The sequence below is a fragment of the Desertivirga xinjiangensis genome, from assembly GCF_024436435.1.
In the GTDB taxonomy this organism is placed as follows: Bacteria; Bacteroidota; Bacteroidia; order Sphingobacteriales; family Sphingobacteriaceae; genus Desertivirga; species Desertivirga xinjiangensis.
In genome coordinates this window covers 53,936-76,668 of record NZ_JAFMZP010000010.1, presented here as the reverse complement: position 1 = coordinate 76,668, position 22,733 = coordinate 53,936, and the positions used below count along the sequence as shown (strand labels likewise).

The window sequence follows — 22,733 nt, the reverse complement described above, 5'->3', positions numbered from 1 at the left end:
TACCGGTCTTAAAGATAAATGAATGGATTTCGATTTTGAACAACATGATCTGATTAGGGTAATACTATCTATTCTTTGCGGAAGTCTTATTGGCTTTGAACGTGAATATAAAAATAAATCAGCCGGCTTTAGAACCTTGATATTAATATGCATGGGCTCTACGATCTTTACCATTGTATCGCAGAGGGCATCAGGAGAAAGTGATGATCGTATCGCTGCGAATATTATCACAGGTATTGGCTTTATCGGTGCGGGAGTTATCTTCAAGGACGGCCTGAATGTTAAAGGTTTGACTACTGCTGCCGTGATCTGGGTTGTAGCAGCCTTAGGTATGGTGATTGCACTATTTCACTATTCACTCTCAATTATCCTTACCTTTATAGTCCTTCTCATATTATCAGTTTTTAACAAGGTTGAAAGTTTTATTGACTATATCAATCATCAAAAAACCTTTAATGTAACTTTCAAAAATGACGACCTGGGTAATCTTTTGCAACTGGAGCAAGAAGCCGAAAAGAGGGGATTAAAATCTCGGCGGATTCGACTCTCTAAAAGTCTGTGTAAATTAAATGCCGTTTTTGAAATTTCTGGAAGAAAAAAGGAGCTGGCTAGTTTTAACACCTATCTTGTTGAGCTGCCAAGTACTGAGGAAGTTCTTGCTAACTAAATTCACATCTTTTTCAATTGTTGATTTATGAAATTTGCCACAAAAGCCATCCATGCAGGTCAGGAACCTGATCCAAGTACGGGCGCGGTAATGACGCCAATTTATCAGACCTCTACTTATTGGCAAAAATCTCCGGGAGATCATCAGGGATATGAGTACTCACGCGGTACAAATCCTACAAGGAAAGCACTGGAAAATTGCCTGGCTTCTTTAGAAAATGCAAAATTTGCCCTGGCTTTTTCCAGCGGAATGAGCGCTACGGAAGCTGTAATAAAATTAATGAAGCCTGGTGATGAAGTGATCACAGGAAACGACCTATATGGCGGATCGTTCAGGATGTTCACCCGGATCTTCGCTCATTATGGCATTGTTTTTCATTTTGTTGACCTTTCGACGCCTCAAAACGTCAACAAATACATTAATAGCAATACAAAATTGATATGGTTGGAAACTCCTACAAATCCAACTATGCAAATAGTGGATATTATGGGGGTATCAGCTATCGCGAAAGCAAACAATATAATGCTGGCTGTAGATAATACTTTCGCATCTCCCTACTTACAAAATCCCATTAACCTGGGAGCCGATATAGTGATGCACTCAGTGACAAAATATCTAGGGGGACATTCAGACGTAGTGATGGGTGCACTGATGCTAAATGATGAAGTTTTGTATAAACAACTCTGGTTTATATACAATGCCTGCGGTGCAACGCCAGGCCCTATGGATAGCTTTTTGGTATTAAGAGGTATAAAAACACTTCACTTAAGGATGAAAGCGCATTGTGAGAACGGCCGTGAAGTTGCCAGATATTTAAAAACACACCCTGCCATTGACAAGGTATACTGGCCAGGCTTCAGCGATCATCCCAACCATAGTATAGCTAAAAAGCAGATGAGAGACTTTGGCGGCATGATATCTTTTACATTAAAAGATGCTGATCTGCAGAAAACTTTTAATGTAGCCTCAAAGTTCAAAGTATTTACGCTTGCCGAATCACTGGGCGGTGTTGAATCACTTGTAAATCATCCGGTTACCATGACCCACGCTTCTATTCCCAAGGAAAGCCGCGAAGCGGTAGGTGTGGTAGATAATTTGCTGCGTTTAAGTGTTGGTGTTGAAGATATTGAAGATCTGTTGAATGATTTAGACCAGGCTCTGAAATGATAAATGATCTTAAAACATTTCTTGACTCTAAGGCAGATCAGTACAATCAACCAGCTTTTATAGAAAACGATCCGGTAGTTATTCCTCATCAGTTCAGTCTTAAACAAGATATAGAGATCAGCGGTTTTTTTGCTTCGATGTTAGCCTGGGGTCAACGGAAAACAATAATCAATAAATGCCGTGAACTGATGGAAAGAATGGACACTGCACCTTTCGACTTTATCCTGAACCACCAGGAAGACGATTTGAAATCCTTACTTGGCTTCAAGCATCGCACTTTTAATGATACCGACCTCCTGTACTTTGTTCATTTTTTCAAGCAGCATTATGAAAAGTTTGGATCTTTAGAAGACGCTTTTCTTCCAAAAAAAACTGATGCGCCATTTCGTGCCGATTATTTTGACGAGTCGGTAACTGACCAGGGTGACATTGAAAGCGCATCACCCGTATGTTACTCAGGTGAACTAATAAGGACGCCGGTAGGTGTGGAAGCCATGCTTAATTCTTTCAAAACTTACTTTTTCAGTCTACCGGATTTTCCTTCCAGGACTATAAAACATGTGAGTTCTCCGAGGCAGAAGTCAACCTGTAAACGTTTGAATATGTTTTTACGCTGGATGGTGAGAAAAGATAATAATGGAGTTGATTTTGGACTCTGGTCGAGGATCTCTCCCTCTCAGCTTATCTGTCCATGTGATGTGCATGTAGAAAGGGTAGCACGAAAGCTTAATCTAATCACGCGAAAGCAGGTTGACTGGCAGGCCGCTCTTGAATTAACAGAGCGACTGAGGGAATTTGATCCCTCAGACCCTGTTAAATATGACTTCGCCTTGTTTGGTCTTGGTATAGAGGAAAAGTTTGGCTTTTAGGGCCTGTTCTTTAATGAATCCCTGATTTCAGTCAGCAAAATCTGGTCTTTAGTAAGCACGTCAGGTGCTGGTGTAACCGCTTGTTCCTGTTCTTTTTTCTTAAGGGTGTTCATCAGTTTTATCACCACAAACACGGAAATGGCAACGATCAAAAAGTCGATAATGATCTGAATGAAGTTACCATAGTTGAGAGTGACAGCAGCCACCTGTTTACTGTTTACTATAGTAGCCTCTTTTAAAGTTATTTTCAGGTTCGAAAAATCTGTTCCGCCGATAAGTAAGCCAATTGGCGGCATAATTATATCCTCGACAAAAGAAGTAACCACTTTCCCAAAAGCGGCACCAATAATTAAGCCTATTGCTATGTCTACCAGGTTGCCCTTAATAGCAAATTCCTTAAACTCTTTGATTATTCCCATGATGATTTTAATTAACCTTTGTATTAGAAGTATATTTAAACTTTAGCTTTCAGTTTTAGTGCTTAGAATAACGTTTGTGTACCGCCAGGTTTCAATTTCCCCAGGTGTTTGTAGGCTAACTCTGTTACTTCCCGTCCTCTGGAGGTCCGCATCATAAAGCCTTCCTGGATAAGGAAGGGTTCATATACTTCTTCGAGCGTACCTTCGTCTTCGCCAACAGCAGTTGCAATGGTTTTTAAGCCAACCGGACCACCTTTAAACTTGTCAATAATGGTTACGAGAATTTTATTATCCATCTCATCCAAGCCATGACTATCAACGTTTAAAGCATTTAATGCATACTGTGCTATCCCGGTGTCGATGCTTCCATTACCCTTGATCTGTGCAAAATCCCGCGTTCTGCGAAGGAGAGCGTTTGCAATACGGGGTGTTCCGCGACTGCGGCGTGCTATCTCGTAAGCCCCTTCATCGGAGATGGGGGTTCTTAAAATCGATGCTGATCGCAATACAATGGTTGTAAGAAGTTTGGCATCGTAATACTGTAACCTTGAGTTAATTCCAAAGCGCGCCCGCAAAGGGGCTGTTAGCAAACCAGAACGGGTGGTAGCGCCAACCAGGGTAAAAGGGTTCAGTGAAATTTGGACGGAACGCGCGTTAGGTCCTGATTCAAGCATGATGTCGATCTTGAAATCTTCCATTGCCGAATACAAATACTCCTCCACTAAAGGACTAAGACGGTGAATCTCATCTATGAATAATATATCTCCGGTTTCAAGATTCGTAAGAAGTCCGGCCAGGTCGCCGGGTTTATCTAATACGGGTCCGGAAGTAATTTTCAAATTAACCCCCATCTCGTTCGCTATGATGTGTGAAAGGGTAGTTTTCCCAAGTCCCGGAGGCCCATGAAGCAACACATGATCAAGGGCTTCGCCCCGTAACTTGGCTGCCTGCACAAAAATCCGGAGGTTTTCTAGTATTTTATGCTGCCCGGTAAAGTCCTCAAAAGCCTGCGGACGGAGAACTTTTTCTATATCACGCTCGCTTGAAGAGAGCCTTTCTGCACTAGGATCGAGATGTTCATTCAGCATCGGGCTAAAATAAAGAATTTTAATTGAAGATAGGAGCCGGATAATTTGTAGTTTTCGAAGGATAATTAATCCATATCGACTTTGCAGAGTCTTAATAAAGTAAATTCACACCAAAAACTACTACAATGCGTTATACACACATGAATAAATTAGCCTATATCTGTTTCTCGATGCTATTATTATCGGCATGCGGCCTGAACAAGCAAGTTGATCAACTCAAAGCTTTTGAAGACTGCAAGTATGAGCTTAAATCAGCTGATAGCATGTACATCGCTAATATTAGAGTTGCAGATGTTATCAATAAAAACGGTTTTGACCTGTCGGGTACTCCCCGTTTAGCACTGGCATTATTGCGTAAGGATGTTCCCTTTACTGCAAAGCTAAATCTGCTGATAAAGAACCCCTCCTCAGAACTCGCGGGGATAAATCAGTTTGAATATAAAGTTTTATTCAAAAATCATGAACTCGCAAATGGTATAGTTGACAGAACTATTTCAGTGTCACCTAATGGCGGTGAGACACTTGTTCCCATAAAAGTAAACTCCAATCTATATAGTCTGCTGTCGGATAAGGAGGCTCAGAATGCCATTACCGACTTTTTACTTGCGGGAAGAGAAGGCAAAGAAGAAAAGAAAGGCATTGTCACCATCAAGATCAAACCAACTATCGGTTTGGGCGGCAAAATGATTAAATATCCGGGATACATTACCATCGACAAAGAGATCAGTAGTAAGATCCTTTTGTAAACAGCAGTTAATTTATTGTTACTATTTGAAACCTCTTTTGGCAATGTGCTGTTGAGTTGTTAATTTCAACAATAAATTTCAATTGTTATGATAAGAAGATCAACTGCCGTATGGAACGGTACAGGCAAAGAAGGAAAGGGAGTTTTAACTTCCACCAGCGGAGTTCTTAGTAATACCCCTTATTCATTTGCAGCACGCTTTGAAAGCGAGGATGGTAAAGCCGGAACGAACCCCGAAGAGCTTATAGCGGCTGCACATGCTGGCTGTTTTTCAATGGCACTCAGCTTCCAATTAGCAGGTGCAGGTTTTACCCCCGACGAATTAAAAACTGAGGCCGCAGTTAAGGTTGAGCCCGGGGAAGGTGGATTTAGCATCACCTCTATAACATTGAAACTGGAGGCTAAAATCCCTGGTATTTCGGAAGAACAGTTTTCAGAACTAGCTAACGCAGCCAAAGCCGGATGTCCGGTAAGTAAGGCATTAAGTGCTGTTGATATTACTCTGGCCGCCAGATTAGTTTAGGCTATATACCATAAGAAGCATAAGGGATGGAGTCGTTCATCCTTTATGCTTTCCGCTCTATCCTTACCCTTTCCGCTTTTATTCTCTACTAATTACTTGTATAAATAACATATGTGTACAAACTACTTGTACATAAATATGTTACATATTTACCTGAACAACCAGCTAATGAAACGCGTTTTAGTATGTGATGATGATCTTGCTATTTCAGAAATAGTGGCTCTAGTATTAACAGATGCAGATTGGGAGGTTTATACTTTACCTGATTGCAATGACATTATCGAAAAAATTGAATCAATTAATCCTTCTGTGATTTTTATGGATAATAAGATCCCCGACGAAGGGGGTATTAAGGCTACCCAGATAATTAAAAGTCATCCCGAACACCAGGAAATACCTGTGATCTATTTTACAGCAAACAATGACATTGATGCATTAGCGGAAAAGGCAGGCGCTGATTTCATTTTGCAAAAACCGTTTAATATCAGTGAATTAGAAGAAACTGTAAGTAAGGCATTTAAAGCGTATAAAGAAAACCTATCAGAATAAATAAGCTCTAATTATGTTTCAACTAGGTATTGTGCTTACGTCGATACTTGCACTTTCGACTTGTAAGCAAAACTCTTCGGCCAGCAATGATAAAGAGATCGTAAATTCAGCCACGGCTGTAAGTACATTAACACTTTATGATAAACTCGATAATCCCTGGGGCATGGTCTGGCTACCGGATGGAAGATTGTTGGTCACGGAACGATCCGGAGAGATCCTGATTTTTAAGGATGACAAATATACAGGCGAGAAGATCACCGGCCTTCCCAAAATAGCTGCCAGAGGACAAGGAGGCTTAATGGACATTCAGCTACACCCACAGTATAGCAAAAATGGATGGATATATCTTGCTTACTCAAAGCCGCTGGGTGGTGCTTACTCCACTGCAATATTGCGGGCGAAACTTCAGGGCAATCAATTGGTTGAAAAACAAGATATTTTTGTAGCCGGGCCGGCGCTTTCTGCTTCTCATCATTTTGGAAGCCGTATAGCCTTCGACAAAGAGGGATATATGTTTGTAGTAGCAGGGGAGCGCGGAACGAACCAAAAGGTTCAGAACTTAAGTAACGACCACGGGAAGATCCACCGCCTTTTAGACGATGGAAGGGTGCCCAAGGACAATCCTTTTGTTGGTCAGGCAAATGCGAAAGCAAGTATCTGGTCGTATGGACATAGAAATCCTCAGGGATTGGCCTACGATGCTGCCAATAACAGGCTTTGGGCAGTTGAGCACGGGCCAAAAGGAGGGGACGAATTGAACCTTGTTGAAAAAGGAAAGAATTACGGATGGCCCATTGTAACTTACGGAATCGGATATGATGGTTCAATTATATCTGATAAGAAAGAAATGAAAGGAGTACAAAACCCGGTCAAATACTGGGTGCCTTCTCCAGCGCCTTGTGGAATGGCGCTGGTAACAAGTGACAAATATCCATCGTGGAAGGGAAGTCTACTTATTGCAAATCTCTCCTTTAAATATTTAGGGCGCATCACTTTAGATGGAACAAAGTTCAAAAGCGAGGAAAAACTGTTGGAGAACGTTGGCAGAGTACGCCATGTTGCGCAAAGTCCGGATGGGTTTATTTACGTAGTTACAGAAGGACCGGGGAAGCTATTAAAAATAATGCCTGGAAAATAAATCCTGAGGAAAAAATAAGGCGGAGTATTATTTAAATACCCCACCTTGTGATTTTTCTATTTATAAACCGATAGTAAACTCGTATTCAGCTTTTGCTCTCGCCCTAATAGGGCCTGTAAAAGTTTTACGTGTTTCCCCTTTAATGGAATATTTAATCTTTTTGCTCAGATAATCTTTAAGCTCAATACCACCGCCAGTTACCGGAATGGTTAAAGAATAGGTTGGATTTGCGGGGTTAAAATCAGAGATTCGAATTACTTCTCTAGTATCCAGCCCTTGTGCAGATACCGAGGCATATATCGATTTAAAGGCTTGGAAATTATTATCTGCATTCTCATCAATCAGTTCAATCTTGAAGCTTTTCAATTTAATACTTTTGACATTATCAGCGCTTAGGGAAGGTGCATTTGCCTTAACTGCCGAATCAAGATTGTATTTAACCTCGAACTCTCCAATGGTTTCGGCTGCTCCAACACCCAACTGATTTATAGTGAAATTAACGGTTGTAGGGATATTAACATCTTTTTCAAGCGCATCTTTCACTTTGTCGCATGCTGAAAAGGTAAACAACAGTAATCCGAAAACTGATGTAAGGAGTAAATTTTTTCTCATTTTATTTGACTTTGATTGTTGAATTTTAATCCAAAGTTAACATTTGTATCAAAGAAAACAAGATCGTGATAAGGGCGAACACTTTCTTTCCCGCTTTTATTTACACTGGGCATTTGACAGGCTTTAAAGTTAGCCTGTTCTTTCATTTATTGTAAAGCACTATGTATTAAGTATACGATCAGTGTAAATGACTGTTAATCAGCATTGATACATTCTTTCACTTCACTAATTTTGCAGTATCTACTTACATCTACCTAGAAAACTGCTATGAAAAAACTATTACTTATGCTAATGGTATTACCATTGCTGAGCCTTGGGCAATCGAAGATCACACGTGCCTTTTATGAAATTCCCTTTTCTTCTACCAGGGAAGACATTACTAATTCAATACTGAAACGTGGCGGTGAAATCGATAAACAGCGATCCACCGACCAAAAGCTTGTAGTGTCGAACTTAAATTTTAGGAACCGGGAAGCCTTATCTGTGGTGTTTCTGTTCGAAAAAGATACACTATACCAAGCTTCAGCCACACTAAAAAACGACAGCATAAGCGTGCTTGACCTTTTTCTACATACTAAAAACGATATAGACACCGTTTACGGCAGAGGTGAATTCAAGAAGGAATTTATACTACCTTATAAAGAAGGTGATGGCGTTGAACTTATTGCAATAAGAAGAGGCTTTGCAAATTATAGCTGCACCTGGCAATCCGTTCTGTCAAACAAACATAAGGCTCTTATATCACTTCGGATCAATAAAAACAATGTAGAACTGACATACGAGGACTCAACCGTTATCGAAAAGTTTCTGGCGGAAAGAAGAAACACTTTAAAGCACAATTTACCCAAGTAGGTTTTTTTGCTAATCGATATATTTGCTCCGGCAATCATATTGTAGTGTTTAAAATAGCTTATAATCCCATATATTCTCATCCGCTTCCGGAAGGCCACCGATTTCCGATGATCAAATATGAGCTAATCCCCGAGCAATTGCTTTACGAGGGACTCATAACTGAGGATAACTTGTTTTCGCCTGAATTAGTAGACGAGGAAATCATTACCTCTACTCACGATGAAGAGTATTGGGAAAGACTGCGAAATCTCCGTTTAACTGAGAAAGAGATACGGCGTAGTGGTTTTCCCTTGTCAGAAAAGCTGGTCGAAAGGGAAATGAGGATCGTAAGAGGCACGATTGACGGATGCTTATTCGCACTGAAGTATGGAGTAGCATTTAACGTTGCGGGAGGAACACATCATGCCGGTACGAACTGGGCGGAAGGGTTTTGCCTCCTAAATGATCAGGCGATTGCTGCAAATTATTTAATAGAAAGCAAGCTGAGCTCCAGGATATTGATCATCGACCTGGATGTTCACCAGGGCAATGGCACGGCACAGATATTTGAACATAATTCAGATGTCTTCACATTTTCAATGCACGCCGAAAACAATTTCCCTTTCCGAAAAGAACGTTCAGATTGGGACATAGGCCTGCCAAATAACACAGGGGATACAGAATATCTTGATGTTTTGAGAAAGTCGCTTTTAAGTCTTTTTGAGAAAGTTAAGCCTGACTTTGTGTTTTATTTATCAGGAGTGGATGTGCTCCATACAGACAAAATTGGACATCTCAGTTTAAGTAAAGAAGCATGCAAAGAACGCGACCGGCTCATTTTTGAACATTGCAAGAAATTTAAGGTACCGGTGCAGGTGAGTATGGGTGGTGGTTATAGCGCTCGAATCTCAGATATTGTTGAAGCGCACTGCAACACCTTTAGAGTAGCTTATAGCACATATTACTAGCGTACTATAAGCGTACTTGCTTTTTGCTAGTTACTTGCGTTTTGTTGTGTAAATATCGTTTTGTATAGGACAACTCCGGTATTGGACGAATAATTAAGGTACACTTGTTTATTATCCGTTGCCAAATCTATCCAGTACGTTCCTGCGTCAGTAGAACTCTTAACGCCGGTTGCAGAGCGTTTAACTATAAGCAGTGCAGATGAAAAATTATAATCTTTATATGACTTTGCAATCTCTGCTTTTGCGCTCTCAGGAATTTCGTCAAAAGCTACCGTTTGAGTAGAAGCAAGGTAATTCCCTTTAAGGTCAAAAAGAGCAGTAAGTTTTTTACCATCTATTGTAAACATAGCCTTCTGATAGTCAGAACCAAGCACCCAGGTTACATTTACAGCAGTTTTAAACTCGGCCTTAAACCAGCTTATAGCTGCAGGTGTAATCTTAAGAGAGTCGTCCTCTCCTTTATTCGTTGAAGCGAAACCAGAAACCAATAGGCCAAAAAATATTAATGAGAGTAGAGCCTTTTTCATAGCGACATTATTAATTACTCAACAAAAGTAAAGATTTTGTATTAAATTAATATTAATAGTTTAAATTTTATGATATTTATTCATTAAAGGGTTTGATTTATGATATTTTTAAAAGTAATGGTGGCAGATGCTTAAATTTTAAGACTTTAGAAATTCCGATACATGATTTTTCATGATCAGGACATTAGTTTATCCTTAAATCGATACTTTTGATCAAAAATTATTTTATGGGCTATTCCAGCTTAAGGGCATGCATCGAGGATCTCGAAAGGAACAATCAGTTGGTAAAAATAAAGGAGGAGGTTGATCCCATCCTTGAAATGGCAGCGATACATTTAAGAGTCTTTGAAAATAATGGACCGGCAATTTACTTCGAAAACGTTAAAGGTTCCAAATTCCCGGCTGTCTCCAATCTTTTCGGGACACTTGAGCGCTCAAAATTTATCTTTCGTGACACGCTTGAGAAGATTAAGGTTCTAGTCGACCTTAAGTCTGATCCTGTTAAGGCTTTAAAGAGCCCTTTTAGGTATATGAATGTGGGCTTAACGGCATTGTCCGCCTTGCCATTGAAAGTAAAGCGGAATGCTCCTATATCGTTTGGAAGAACCAGGATCTCGGAGCTTCCGCCGATAGTCAACTGGCCGATGGATGGCGGCGCTTTTGTTACTATGCCGCAGGTCTATACTGAAGATATCACCAGGCCGGGTATTATGAATGCAAATCTGGGAATGTACAGGATTCAGCTTGGAGGGAATGACTATATACCTGATAAAGAAATAGGATTACACTATCAGCTTCACAGGGGCATCGGTGTTCACCAGACCAAAGCTAATGCAAGGAACCAGCCGCTTAAAGTCAGTATTTTTATTGGCGGCCCTCCGTCGCATCCCCTGGCAGCAGTTATGCCTCTTCCGGAAGGATTGTCGGAGATAACTTTTGCAGGTGCATTGGGGAACCGGAGGTTTAGATACTTTTATGACGAAGAAGGTTTTTGTATATCGGCGGATGCCGATTTTGTAATCACAGGAACAGTCTATCCTCATGAAAATAAAGAAGAGGGGCCCTTCGGCGATCACCTGGGCTATTATAGCCTTAAACATCCCTTTCCCCTTATGAAGGTCCATCAGGTTTATCACCGAAAGGATCCTATCTGGTCGTTTACTGTTGTTGGCAGGCCACCACAGGAGGATACGAGTTTCGGCGCTCTTATCCACGAGATCTCCGGCTCTGCTTTGCCTCAGGAGATCCATGGCTTGCATGAGGTGAATGCCGTTGATGCAGCGGGAGTTCATCCATTGCTTTTCGCAATAGGAAGCGAACGATATACTCCTTACTTGAGGGACCGGAAACCACAGGAGATATTAACGATCTCCAACCACATTCTTGGAAAGAATCAGTTGAGCCTCGCTAAATACCTGTTCATTACAGCAAAAGAGGACGACCCTTCACTTCATACCCACGATGAATATAGGTTCCTTATGCACGTATTTGAGCGAATTGATTTCAAAAGAGACTTGCATTTCCATACTCAAACCACAATTGACACCCTCGATTATAGCGGCGATGGCTTAAATAGTGGTTCCAAAGTGGTATTCGCAGCTGCAGGCGACAAAATAAGAACTTTGTGGAAGGAAACACCGGCATTGAACATTCCACGTCCTTTTGGCGGCTTTAAGCTTGTGATGCCTGGAATTATTGCACTGGATGCCTCACCGTATAAAAGCGCGCTGGAGTCGGAGGCCGAAGTAGAGATACTGAATCAGCAATTACGAGCACAGGACCTCTCGGGTCTTGCTTTGATTATTTTGTGCGATGACGCTGGCTTTACAGCCGACTCAATAAATAATTTTCTTTGGGTAACATTTACGAGGAGCAATCCTTCCCATGATATCCATGGAATAGATAGTTTCACAGAGCATAAACACTGGGGATGTAGAGGACCTTTGATTATCGACGCAAGAAAAAAGCCGCACCATGCACCAGAACTGATAAAGGATGCCGGTGTTGAAAGACGAGTCGACAAACTAGGAGAGAAGGGTGGTTCTTTACATGGATTGATCTAACCGGCGACTACAATGCGATTTAGACAACGCGGCACGCGTACGCCGGCAACAACCTTTTAGATAGCTTGCTGGCGCACGCGTGTGTGTCTTTAGGATAACGGTTGAAATAGATCCCTGTTTCTTTTTTCTTAAAACCTAACTCCAAACGTCAGGAACATGTTACTCGTATTGCTTTTAGTGCTGGCAACCGGGCTATCTATTCCATCAACACTATATGGCGTGTATGAAGTTTTGTAAGATATATTCTGATAGGTTAGATCAATAAAATAATTGCTCACCCGGTATCCCAAACCTCCACTTATCGTGGTATTCTGATAATTTTCATTTTCCTTATCTTTGTAAGGGTTTCCCAATTGTCCAAAACCACCTCTTGCGTATATGTTATCCAGTTTTACTTCCGCACCAATCCGGTAATTAATGGCGTTAGCATAACGATCACGAACAATATTGTTATCATCCCTGACCTCATTCAGATCGTCTCCGGTTGCTGAAGTAAAATTGATACCACCATAATTTACAAATTCAACGTCAGTACTGATAAAACCAAATTTGCTTAGCAATACCAAACCTGTATTGATCCTGGAAGGTGTTCTTACTTTATAGGAAGATGAATAAACCTCCTGAGGACTGAAGAATTGGGAATCAATCCGGGAAGCTCCGAATTGAGTGCTCATTTCATGGCTGTAATCATCGTCGATAGTGTACCAGGTCGGAGTTTGATAGCTGGCACCAATCCTTAGAAAAGGGGCCGCCTTGTAAATGACGCCAAGCTTTCCGTTAACTCCTGAGCCTTTTGTGTCTTGAATTTGCGTGAAGTTTGTACGGTAATCATTCTCCTGGAAAGGATTGTAGCCAGATTCAGTGAATATGGACTCAGAACGATAATTCAGCGAAGTTAAGGCAAGACTCGCTCCTATATATAGTTTATTCGAATAATTAGCACCGACAGCAAAATTAAACTCATTCTGAGACCCTTTCCGATTATCCGTAAGACGCTGCATGCTATTCAGATCAGGTTCAGGATAGTACCCATCCTGCGAATCATATCCAATTAGATAATTCTCGTACGCTCCCGCAGCCACCGCATTGTCTCCAAAGTCATTGTAGTCATCAATGAGTGCACTCGGGTTTAAACCGGATAAATTCGCCTGATCAGCATAAAAATCTGTAATTGAACTACTTGGATTAACACCCCCAAAGGTAAAGCTGTTCCCAAGATCGTGTGAGCGGTTAAAACCGATACCAAAGTTCACACTTAACCAGCCATTCTCGGTGTCCTGGCCAGCCCGCCTGTAAGTAGGGGCACGGAAAACGACGCCGATCTGGCTTAAGTTCAGCCTGTCTTTTTTTCCTATGGATTCGTTATTAAAGTAGGTAGCTTTATCACTATAGCTATTTAATTCGGGTGTTAAAGAAAACTCGGACCTGGTGAAAAGGCCTATACCGGCCGGGTTTCCGCTTAATGAACTCATATCTCCTCCTACAGCAGTCTGAGCACCACCAATCCCTTTAAATCTGGCAGATGATGACTGGTCTATTTGTGAAAATCTCAAGGCGTCAGCTGTAAATTGAGCATATGTTTGCAAGCTGAGCGCCATCATGGCGCCCAGCAGGGTAATATATTTAATGGTCATTTTTATTCGTTTATAAATAGATAGATTGATAATTAATTACCTCCGGCTCTTGATGGTCTCGATGACCTGGAAGAACCTCCACTGCCGCCGCTGTTACCTGATCCTGAACTTCTTGATGAACCCGAAGAAGCTGGAGGTGAATAACTTTCGCGTGAAGGTCTGTAAGCGGGCTCAGCTCTTTCCGGACGTGCAGCCCTGGAAGTTCCTGTTCTTTCATTTGAGCTTGGTGTTCTTTCTGTTCTGGAAGGAGCAGTGCTTGATGTTCTGCCACTGTTCCTGCCGGAAGTTTCAGTCGAAGGTGCTGGCCTTGAATTTGCATTCCCCCAGCGCTCTCCACGGGAGTTTCCAGTCATTACCCGACCCTGGCCATCAACGCCCACTGTTCTTGGAGGATTACTGTATCCGCCAGAACCTGGTCTGCTCCTGTAATTAGGATCCGTATAGTTTGGACGACGCCTGTTAGGAAGCTGGTTCGCGCCACCGTAGTAGCCACCGCCATAATATCCGCCACCATAATATCCAGGATATACATTGTAATAAGAATATGGCCCCCAATAGCGACTATTGTATGGTGAACCATAAAGTCCCCAGTAATAGTTATCATACCAGCCATATCTCGGATAAGCACCTATACCAATCCATACCGAGGTACCGGGACTATAGTACCATGGATCGTAGAAGAACGGATCATATCTGTAGGTATACCATGGCATATAGCTATAAGAATACCAGGAATCATAGTATCCTGACCTCCAAGGCGAACGATCATAAAATCGATTCAATCTCGAGGCGTATCCATAGTCGTAGTTATAATCATTATAATACTCATCGGTATAATTACCGCCACCGTATAGCTGCTCATCAGTACGGTAAGTTCTTTCGTTTTGATTGTTCTGAGTATTTTCAGTATTGACAACAGGATTCTGCACTTCACGGGCCTTTGCTTTTGTAAAGTACACATCATCCTCCGCAGTGCTCTGCTGAGCAAGCTGAGTCGTCGAGCAGGCCCCCAGCAACAGTGCTGAAGCTGCGAGTACAGGTAAAATTAACTTTTTCATTGCGTGTGTGTTTATCTTCAATCTCTGCTTTCCCTTACTATGACGCAATCCAGGGAGAAATGGTTGCATCATTAATGTAAATACCTCACTTAGTTTTATAACTTTGTGGTATTAGTATTTGTGTTTAAAGTTACAAAAAATTCTTTTAAAAAGTAATATGAGTAAGGGTCTTACAAGTAGAAACGAAGATTATTCGCAGTGGTATAACGAACTTGTTACAAAGGCAGATCTCGCCGAACATTCGGCAGTCAGAGGCTGTATGGTAATTAAGCCTTACGGATACTCCATTTGGGAAAAGATGCAGGCTGCCCTAGATAAAATGTTCAAGGATACCGGACATAGTAATGCTTACTTTCCGCTTTTTATCCCTAAATCTTTCTTTTCGAAGGAGGCGTCACATGTTGAAGGCTTTGCCACTGAGTGCGCTGTTGTAACTCATTACCGTTTGAAAAACGATGGTAACGGTAATATCATCGTTGATGAAGATGCCAAACTTGAAGAAGAGCTGATTGTGCGTCCGACTTCAGAAACTATCATATGGAACACATATAGAGGTTGGATCCAGTCGTACCGTGACCTCCCTATTCTTGTAAACCAATGGGCTAATGTTGTGCGCTGGGAAATGCGCACCCGTTTGTTTTTAAGAACTGCTGAATTTTTATGGCAGGAAGGACATACAGCACATGCAACTTCGGAGGAAGCTATCTCTGAGGCTGAAAAAATGCTTGAGGTATATGCAGACTTTGCTGAAAACTGGCTCGCAGTACCAGTAGTGAAGGGTATTAAAACAGCTAACGAACGTTTTGCCGGCGCTGTTGAAACGTATTGCATTGAAGCATTAATGCAAGACGGCAAGGCCCTGCAGGCGGGAACTTCACACTTTCTCGGACAAAACTTTGCGAAAGCTTTCGATGTAAAGTTTACTAGTAAAGAAGGAAAACTTGATCATGTCTGGGCTACTTCGTGGGGTGTTTCTACCCGTTTGATGGGCGCATTGATCATGGCTCACTCCGATGATTCCGGATTGGTGCTTCCCCCTAAATTAGCGCCAATACAGGTGGTTATTGTACCTATCAATAAAGGAGAGGAAGAATTAGCCAGAATTACAGCTGTTGCTGATGATTTGATCGTTCAACTGAAACAAAAAGGCATTTCCGTTAAATATGATGACAGGGATACACAGCGTCCGGGATTCAAATTTGCAGAGTACGAAATGAAAGGCGTGCCGGTACGTGTAGCCGTCGGAGGCCGGGATCTCGAGAATGGAACTGCTGAAATAGCCAGAAGAGATACCAGGGAAAAACAAACAGTAAGCAGGGAAGACCTTGCCGAAAGGATCGAACAGCTGCTTGAAGATATCCAGAAGAATATCTATCAAAAGGCTTTAAGTTTCCGGAACGAAAATACTACTGAAGTAAACTCTTACGAAGAATTCAAACAAGTACTTGACGAAAAGGGTGGATTCGTTCTGGCGCATTGGGATGGCACTTCGGAGACCGAACAAAAGATCAAAGAGGAAACTAAAGCAACTATTCGATGTATTCCTCTACAAAATACTCAGGAAGATGGCGTTTGTATCTTTAGTGGTAAACCATCCACACAACGCGTACTATTCGCAAGAGCGTATTAACTTCGAGTTAGAAAGCACACGCATGTCCGCGTGTGCTTCCCAATAAATTTAAGCGCGGACTTCAAGCTTTATTCATCATCTCCAGAGCTCTTTTCAAATCTGTTTTTTCGCTGGTTATATCCTTCCACAGATCACCCTTTTCTTTAATCCTGTCCAGGATATTAAAGATCGTGAACTGCTTGATATCAAGTCCCTCAACAACTTCTTCCCAGGCAAGAGGTGTTGAAACAGTTGCCCCAGGCTTTGGCCGCGCAGAGTAAGGGGCTGCTATAGTCTGTCCCCGTCTGTTCTGCAGAAAATCGAGATATATCTTCTTCTTTCTTTTCGAGGGACTACGCTCCAGACTAGTCAGATCAGGATATTGTTCCAGTATCAGCTTCCCAAGAAAGTTTACAAAATTCTTTACCACCTCATAATCGTAGCGTGCACCTACATTAATGAAAATATGGAGCCCTCTGGAACCTGAAGTTTTAATAAAAGGGCGGATTCCCATTTTCTTCAGAATATCTCTCGCTGTAAGAGCTACGCGCACTACATCATCGAAGTCATCAACGTCGTTAGGATCCAGGTCGAGCACCGCATAAGTTGGGTTTTCCGGACGTTTATAAGTGCTAAGCCAGGGGTTTATTTCAATGCAGCCCAAATTCGCCATCCAAAGAAGAGTAGGCAGGTCATTACATATAAGATAGTCAATATCCTTGTTATTGCTTTCTGAGAACATAGGCTGGTACTTTATCCAGGAAGGAATCTGGTCAGTATCAAGGTCCTTTTGGAAAAAGTTTGGACCGTCGATTCCATTAGGATGTCTGTTTAACGATAGCGGCCGGTCCTTTAAATATGGTAATATATGATCAGAAATATTGCGATAATATTCGATGAGATCACCTTTTTTGATCTTTTCGTTCTTCCAGTAGAATTTATTGAGATTAGTAAGCTTCAGTTTCTTTTTACCAAAGTCTTCTTCTTTTTCATCGGGAAATTCAGTTTCCTGGGCCATGTTTTTCATTTTTTTAGAAGGAGAGGGGCTAGCTTTCTTTTCTACGCCCTGAAAGGAGTCGGCGATTGAAATTTCCAGCCACTGCTTTGATTTCGAGCCATTTTCATAAACGCTGCTACTTTCTTTCGCTATAAAACCCGACACGTCTTTTTTTGAAGGTTTCAGTTTGTCACCGTCAGTCGAATGCCCAAGGTACGAGATTGAATCTTTTTTGACATCTGCCAATAGTGCTTTCAACAATTCCTTCCTTTTTATCAGTTCCAGGCCGCGGGTATCATGGCCATTTAAAGAAAGCAGATCAAACGCAATATATTTCTTCCCATCTACTAAAACACCATCTATAACGGCTTCTTTGTCGAGCGAAGAAAGTGCTTTAGTTAAGGAAACGAATTCTTCGGACACATCTACACCGTCCTCCGAAAGGATCCTATGGTTATCGCCAGTATGTGAAATTAACCGTTGGCCCTTTAATTTTTCCTCAAAGATCCAGCCGTCGCCATCAGGCATTTTTTTCGAGAATTGCGGGACCATTGGTTTATACAGACCATCCGCCTCTTCCGAATACGCCTTGCTTTTTTCCACTTTAGCAAGTTTCTTCCGATCCAAACCACGTTTTTTCACTTTCTCAGGAATAAGATCTTCGCTGTCGAACTGCTTGTCTACAGCATATTCATCCCTGTGCTTGATCAGAAGCCAGGATTTTTCGTCTGATCCCTTAAGCTTCACCAGAGCAAATTCACCTCTGAGTATTTTCCCAAAAAGACGAAATTTAAGATTACCAGCATAAAGGCCTTTTTTTAACTCTTTCTCATGGTTTTTGCTACCCAACGATTCATAAGTACCCTCATCGAATATAGTAACAAGTCCTGCACCATAGTTTCCTTCAGGAATCACTCCTTCAAACGTCCGGTAATCATAGGGGTGATCTTCAACCATCATAGCCAGCCGCTTATCCTTGGGATTCAGGGACGGACCTTTTGGTACAGCCCAACTCTTTAATACACCCTCCATTTCCAGTCTGAAGTCGTAGTGCAGGTGAGAAGCGTGATGTCTTTGAACAACGAAGGATAGGTTGCCTTCCGACTTCTTTTCATCAGTATCCGGCTCGGAGGTTTCCTGAAAATTCCTTTTTTTCTTGTATTCCTTTAAGCCCATTATGCTCCTTTCTTAGAACCAAGGCTCTGCATCAGCATATCATAAAGATTATCGTCGGAAGCCTTTTGAGGTTTAAGTTTCTTGATAGTTGGACGTTTACCTTTAGCTTTTGCCTGGATAATTTTCAATAGTTCGCTGTGATATTCGTCTTTAAACTTTTCAATTTCAAACTTACCACTGTACTGGTTTATCAATGCGAGTCCCATATCCAGTTCTTTTTTACTCACTTCAACATTATCGGGAGTGAGAATTTCTTCAGAGGAACGGATCTCATCGGCAAACCGGATCTTTGATGCAACAATTACTTTGTCAACTGGGTGAATGATGCAAAGATTTTCACTGCTTCGCAAAACAAATCGTGCAAGGCCGGCCTTTTTGGATTTTTGCAGTGCCTTAAGCAGAAGAGCATAGGCCTTTTTACCCTGGGCTTCTGGCTCCGTATAATACGATGTCTCATAAAACATCGGGTTAACTTCGTTTAAGTCTACAAAGTTCTCAATCTCGATTATTTTACTTTTTTCAGGGCTGGCATCCTCAAAATCTTTATCTTCAAGAATGACGTACGAATCATTGATAGGGTAGCCCTTTACAATCTTTTCGTAAGGTACCTCTTTCCGGGTTTTTTCATTAATTCGCTGATAACGAATTCTGGAATGATCACGGCTATCAAGCATGTCCAAACCCAGCGAACTGCTTTGTACCGCCGAATATAACTTTATCGGGATATTTACCAGTCCAAAGCCAATAGAGCCTTTCCAGATTGATCTCATAATTAAAGAGAGTTATTTGTATTGAACAGATTAAAATAATGGCGGTCAAGCTCCGAGAACGATTCGTTCACAGCTAATCGTTGTCCCGAGACAAATGTTTTTAAATCACTGTGTTCCAGAAGGGTACCCTGAAGAACATCATCATATCCGTCAAGTAGAGCCTGATCTGTGTTTCTACAAGCCTCAAGAAGTTCCTGGTCGCCTTTACCCGCTGCCTTAGCTTTCATTTCCAGCCACCCACGATGTAATATGGATAGAAATCCATGCTCATCCTCGTCCGGGTCGCCACCCATACTCGCAATTTTTTCCTTGAGTTCAACTATGATATTTTCCCTTTCAACCACATATTGCTTCAGGAGATCTTTGAACTCCGAAGATTTTAAGTTTTCGGCCGCATGTTGATAGTGTTTTTTACTGTCAGACACAAGCGCCAATAGCCTTTGGAGCTGCTTAGTGTAATTTTCTGGATATTGTTCCATAATAGATGGATTGGTTGTATTATCAACATTTCTGTAAAAAAATAGTTTGTGTGAAGCTTTCCGTTAGTTCCTTTAGAGAACCAATTGATAAACAGTTAGAAATACATTAGTTTTTCTTTTAAGGAAAGTGTCGATGTTTATTGGTTCTAACTTAGGAGCAAGAAGGGAGCATATATTATAATTCCTATTTAACATAATATGAATTATAACAATAAAGGGAGAATTAAAAAGGGGGTGTGTTTAGCCTCCTTAATATTCTGCATTAAATCGTAAACTTACTTATTTAAGATTCTCTACGTACTTCAGAAATAACGCTAAAGCTTCGCGCTTATACCTTGTCAAAGGATAATCGATTTTATGATTGAGGTAATCATCGAGATCAAAATCGTCGCGCTTTTCCAATGTTTTAATAACCTCGCGGCGATGATTCAAACCGTACTTCAAAGCTTTATTAAATTCTGCAATAAAGTTTTCGTCAACGGGTTTATTTGCCGCCCATACAGCAAACGTAAATGGCAAACCAGTAAAATTCATCCATTCTTGTGCAAGATCGTAAACAAATGGATACGTATTCTTTTTCCCAAACGTACGGTCGCCAATCTCCACAAAAGCATCGGCCGTTCCTTCAATAAGTTTAGGACTGGTTTTCCAATAGTTTTTTAATAAAACTCTGGCCAAAGCATTTGAGGTTCTCGATTGCGTATCGAGACGCAAAGTGCGAACCTCGTGTATCGGACGTTCGCTAAAAATAAACACGGAATCAACAGCGCCAACCGCTCCGATACAATAATCAGAGACGATGTGATAGTTGGAAATCTTTAGCAATGCTGCTACCGGAACTAAACCTATATCAGTCTGATTGTTAATAAGTTTGTCAGCGCAATCTGAAGGAACATCGAGGGTTAAGTCGACCTCATTCAGTATGCCTGAATGCTGTAGTCCATATAAAAAAGGTTTGGTGTTGGTGTAGGAAACTGCTGAAATTTTAATTTTGCTCAATGTACTTATGTAGATGGTCCGTATTGTTAAAATCTATGATCTCAAATTGACTGCCGTCGTACTTCAGACGATAAAGGGTTGTGTTTTGATGAGGGAATTTATCCATTTCATGCAAAGGAAGATTCATCAAAAGACATAAAAACAGTCTCATGGCCCGGCCGTGCATACAAACAAGGATGTTCTTGGCATGATCACGTTCTATCAATTTTTCCAGAACTTCCAGTTGCCTGTTACTGACCTCTAGAGGGCTTTCGCCATTTTCGAATTTTAAGTGCAGATCTCCGGCGGTCCAGCTATTGATAAGCCTTTCGAACACTTGTTTTAATTCATCAGTTGCCTGTTTTCCTTCGTATATGCCCCAGGCCAATTCATCGAGCCCCGCAAACTGTGTCCATGGAATTCCAGCATCTATAAAGTGCTGAACTGTCTGATGAGTACGTTTTAAGGATGATGTGTAGATTTTATCAAAAGGAACATCTTTGTACACCTGGTAAAATGCCTCTGCCTGTTTTCTTCCATGGTCATTAAGGTCAGTATCCATCCCCCTTCCCTGCATCACACCTCTCCTGTTCAAATCTGTCTCTCCGTGACGTATGATGTATATATTCTTTTCTATACCCATAAAAAAAGTATTCCTTCCTAATTAACAACCGGCAACCTGTAGAATCCGGTCTTAGGCTGTTCTTCAAATTGATAGTCCTGATAGTCAGTAATGACGTTATAGAGTGTATCTCTTTCCACTGGCTGACGGCCAACCTGCCTGATCAGTTCTACCAGCTCCCTGGTACTCATCGCAGGGTTTTGTTCTTCTGCACCAGCCATAGAATATATTTTGGTAGTATCGTCCAAGGTTCCATCTATATCGTCTACGCCAAAGTTTAACGACAATTGAGCCGTGCTCCGGCTTATCATTGCCCAATAAGCTTTGATATGCTCGAAGTTATCCATATATATCCTTGCGATGGCATAATTCCTTAGATCTTCAATTACAGAAACCTCTGGTACATGTGACATCTGGTTGTTTTCATGGCGGAACTTCAATGGAATAAAGGTTTGGAAACCTCCGGTTCTATCTTGTAAAGCACGAAGTTGCTCCATGTGATCCACACGATGCCAGTATTGTTCTATATGTCCATAGAGCATCGTAGCATTCGAACGTTGACCAAGTTTATGCCATTCTTCATGGATAGCCAGCCATTGCTCACCGGTACATTTGTCTTTTGCAATCTGCTGACGAATCTCCGGATGAAAAATTTCTGCTCCTCCCCCTGGAATTGAATCCAATCCGGCATCTTTCATTAATTTCATACCAGTAGCATAATCAATTTTTGCCTTTTTGAAGATATAATGATATTCTACCGGGGTAAGGGCTTTGATATGCAATTGCGGACGATGCTTTCTGATAGTTGTGAATAGCTCCGAATAAAAATCCACATCATATTGAGGTAAAACCCCTCCTACTATGTGAACTTCTGTTACAGGCTGGTCATCGTATTTTTTTACGATATCAAACATTTCCTGCATCGAGTATTCCCAGCCCTCCTCTTTTTGCTTAATTAAGCGAGAATAAGAGCAAAATTTGCAATCGTAGACACAAAGATTAGTAGGCTCAATATGGAAGTTCCTGTTGAAGTAAGTTATATTACCATGTTTCCGTTCGCGTATATAATTTGCAAGAATACCAAGATAAGATAGTTCAGCTTTCTCATATAACAAAACCCCTTCGTCAAAATTGATCCTCTGTCCTTCTGCTACCTTGCCGGCAATGTTCTTTAAATCCTGATCAAGGTTGGTATCACTGAAAAGTGTATTCAGTTTGTGTACTGCATCCATGTATGGCAAAAA

At 41.3% G+C, this 22,733-nt stretch carries 24 protein-coding genes; 11 read left to right on the top strand and 13 right to left on the bottom strand.

Translation table 11 applies throughout. From position 1 onward, the window contains the following. Positions 1–22: 22 nt before the first annotated feature. The 3 genes from J3P37_RS19635 to J3P37_RS19625 are packed head-to-tail and all read left to right on the top strand — an operon-like array spanning position 23 to position 2,703. Positions 23–667, top strand: coding sequence for an MgtC/SapB family protein (locus J3P37_RS19635; protein ID WP_256013063.1), 645 nt, complete (start codon positions 23–25; stop codon positions 665–667). A gap of 27 nt (positions 668–694) precedes the next feature. Continuing rightward, positions 695–1,834, top strand: coding sequence for a cystathionine gamma-synthase (locus tag J3P37_RS19630; protein WP_256013062.1), 1,140 nt, complete (start codon positions 695–697; stop codon positions 1,832–1,834). Further along, complete coding sequence (locus J3P37_RS19625; protein ID WP_256013061.1) at positions 1,831–2,703, top strand: TIGR02757 family protein; 873 nt, start codon at positions 1,831–1,833, stop codon at positions 2,701–2,703. Before J3P37_RS19630 ends, J3P37_RS19625 begins: the two co-directional genes overlap by 4 nt. Here J3P37_RS19625 and mscL read toward each other — a convergent pair. Beyond that, positions 2,700–3,122: a large-conductance mechanosensitive channel protein MscL gene (gene mscL / locus J3P37_RS19620; RefSeq protein WP_256013060.1), complete on the bottom strand. Its 423-nt coding sequence runs from the start codon at positions 3,120–3,122 to the stop codon at positions 2,700–2,702. The two genes, J3P37_RS19625 and mscL, sit on opposite strands and share 4 nt — an antisense overlap. Positions 3,123–3,184: 62 nt before the next feature. Continuing rightward, entirely contained in the window at positions 3,185–4,207 is a 1,023-nt protein-coding gene (gene ruvB / locus J3P37_RS19615) for a Holliday junction branch migration DNA helicase RuvB (RefSeq protein WP_305121197.1), read from the bottom strand. A gap of 143 nt (positions 4,208–4,350) precedes the next feature. Between ruvB and J3P37_RS19610 the strand changes: the two genes are divergently transcribed. From J3P37_RS19610 to J3P37_RS19595, 4 genes are all read left to right on the top strand, one after another. After that, a complete protein-coding gene (locus J3P37_RS19610; RefSeq protein WP_256013058.1) occupies positions 4,351–4,956 on the top strand; it encodes an LEA/WHy family protein in 606 nt (201 codons plus the stop codon). Positions 4,957–5,043: 87 nt separating this feature from the next. Beyond that, positions 5,044–5,478, top strand: coding sequence for an OsmC family protein (locus tag J3P37_RS19605; RefSeq protein ID WP_256013057.1), 435 nt, complete (start codon positions 5,044–5,046; stop codon positions 5,476–5,478). A 168-nt stretch (positions 5,479–5,646) separates the two neighbouring features. After that, a complete protein-coding gene (locus J3P37_RS19600; protein ID WP_256013056.1) occupies positions 5,647–6,027 on the top strand; it encodes a response regulator in 381 nt (126 codons plus the stop codon). Positions 6,028–6,040: 13 nt separating this feature from the next. Beyond that, complete coding sequence (locus tag J3P37_RS19595; protein WP_256013055.1) at positions 6,041–7,165, top strand: PQQ-dependent sugar dehydrogenase; 1,125 nt, start codon at positions 6,041–6,043, stop codon at positions 7,163–7,165. A gap of 60 nt (positions 7,166–7,225) precedes the next feature. On the opposite strand, the gene J3P37_RS19590 is transcribed toward J3P37_RS19595, so the two are convergent. Together J3P37_RS19590 and J3P37_RS19585 are read right to left on the bottom strand one after the other, a co-directional pair. Beyond that, a complete protein-coding gene (locus tag J3P37_RS19590; RefSeq protein WP_256013054.1) occupies positions 7,226–7,777 on the bottom strand; it encodes a hypothetical protein in 552 nt (183 codons plus the stop codon). Next, positions 7,774–7,923 (bottom strand): hypothetical protein, encoded by a 150-nt coding sequence (locus tag J3P37_RS19585; RefSeq protein ID WP_256013053.1) that lies wholly within the window; start codon positions 7,921–7,923, stop codon positions 7,774–7,776. Before J3P37_RS19585 ends, J3P37_RS19590 begins: the two co-directional genes overlap by 4 nt. Before the next feature lie 121 nt (positions 7,924–8,044). On the opposite strand from J3P37_RS19585, the gene J3P37_RS19580 reads away from it, so the two are divergent. After that, positions 8,045–8,629, top strand: coding sequence for a hypothetical protein (locus tag J3P37_RS19580; RefSeq protein WP_256013052.1), 585 nt, complete (start codon positions 8,045–8,047; stop codon positions 8,627–8,629). A 44-nt stretch (positions 8,630–8,673) separates the two neighbouring features. Further along, complete coding sequence (locus J3P37_RS19575; RefSeq protein ID WP_256013051.1) at positions 8,674–9,576, top strand: histone deacetylase family protein; 903 nt, start codon at positions 8,674–8,676, stop codon at positions 9,574–9,576. Between the two features lie 26 nt (positions 9,577–9,602). Here J3P37_RS19575 and J3P37_RS19570 read toward each other — a convergent pair whose 3' ends face one another. Next, positions 9,603–10,103: a hypothetical protein gene (locus tag J3P37_RS19570; protein WP_256013050.1), complete on the bottom strand. Its 501-nt coding sequence runs from the start codon at positions 10,101–10,103 to the stop codon at positions 9,603–9,605. Positions 10,104–10,330: 227 nt separating this feature from the next. Here J3P37_RS19570 and J3P37_RS19565 point away from each other — a divergent pair, with 227 nt between their 5' ends. Then, positions 10,331–12,166: a UbiD family decarboxylase gene (locus J3P37_RS19565; protein WP_256013049.1), complete on the top strand. Its 1,836-nt coding sequence runs from the start codon at positions 10,331–10,333 to the stop codon at positions 12,164–12,166. Positions 12,167–12,294: 128 nt separating this feature from the next. Here the strand turns inward: J3P37_RS19565 and J3P37_RS19560 are convergent, their stop codons facing one another. Together J3P37_RS19560 and J3P37_RS19555 are read right to left on the bottom strand one after the other, a co-directional pair. Further along, positions 12,295–13,800: an OmpP1/FadL family transporter gene (locus J3P37_RS19560; protein ID WP_256013048.1), complete on the bottom strand. Its 1,506-nt coding sequence runs from the start codon at positions 13,798–13,800 to the stop codon at positions 12,295–12,297. 32 nt (positions 13,801–13,832) lie between these two features. After that, positions 13,833–14,858 carry a hypothetical protein gene (locus J3P37_RS19555; RefSeq protein ID WP_256013047.1) on the bottom strand — a complete coding sequence of 342 codons (1,026 nt, stop codon included), beginning with the start codon at positions 14,856–14,858 and terminating at the stop codon, positions 13,833–13,835. Between the two features lie 157 nt (positions 14,859–15,015). On the opposite strand from J3P37_RS19555, the gene proS reads away from it, so the two are divergent. Further along, complete coding sequence (gene proS, locus J3P37_RS19550; RefSeq protein WP_256013046.1) at positions 15,016–16,488, top strand: proline--tRNA ligase; 1,473 nt, start codon at positions 15,016–15,018, stop codon at positions 16,486–16,488. Positions 16,489–16,549: 61 nt separating this feature from the next. Here proS and ligD read toward each other — a convergent pair whose 3' ends face one another. From ligD to mqnE, 6 genes are all read right to left on the bottom strand, one after another. Further along, positions 16,550–18,640, bottom strand: a complete 2,091-nt coding sequence (gene ligD, locus J3P37_RS19545; protein WP_256013045.1) for a non-homologous end-joining DNA ligase — start codon at positions 18,638–18,640, stop codon at positions 16,550–16,552. Continuing rightward, entirely contained in the window at positions 18,640–19,410 is a 771-nt protein-coding gene (ku, locus tag J3P37_RS19540; protein ID WP_256013044.1) for a non-homologous end joining protein Ku, read from the bottom strand. The genes ligD and ku overlap by 1 nt, the downstream gene beginning before the upstream one ends. A 2-nt stretch (positions 19,411–19,412) precedes the next feature. Then, positions 19,413–19,889 (bottom strand): ferritin-like domain-containing protein, encoded by a 477-nt coding sequence (locus J3P37_RS19535; protein ID WP_256013043.1) that lies wholly within the window; start codon positions 19,887–19,889, stop codon positions 19,413–19,415. A gap of 279 nt (positions 19,890–20,168) precedes the next feature. Then, positions 20,169–20,888 (bottom strand): menaquinone biosynthetic enzyme MqnA/MqnD family protein, encoded by a 720-nt coding sequence (locus tag J3P37_RS19530; RefSeq protein WP_256013042.1) that lies wholly within the window; start codon positions 20,886–20,888, stop codon positions 20,169–20,171. Then, positions 20,875–21,510, bottom strand: a complete 636-nt coding sequence (locus J3P37_RS19525; protein ID WP_305121195.1) for a histidine phosphatase family protein — start codon at positions 21,508–21,510, stop codon at positions 20,875–20,877. Before J3P37_RS19525 ends, J3P37_RS19530 begins: the two co-directional genes overlap by 14 nt. Before the next feature lie 17 nt (positions 21,511–21,527). After that, the gene (gene mqnE, locus J3P37_RS19520; RefSeq protein ID WP_256013214.1) at positions 21,528–22,721 is read right to left on the bottom strand and encodes an aminofutalosine synthase MqnE; all 1,194 of its coding nucleotides are present in this window, start codon (positions 22,719–22,721) and stop codon (positions 21,528–21,530) included. Positions 22,722–22,733 lie beyond the last annotated feature (12 nt).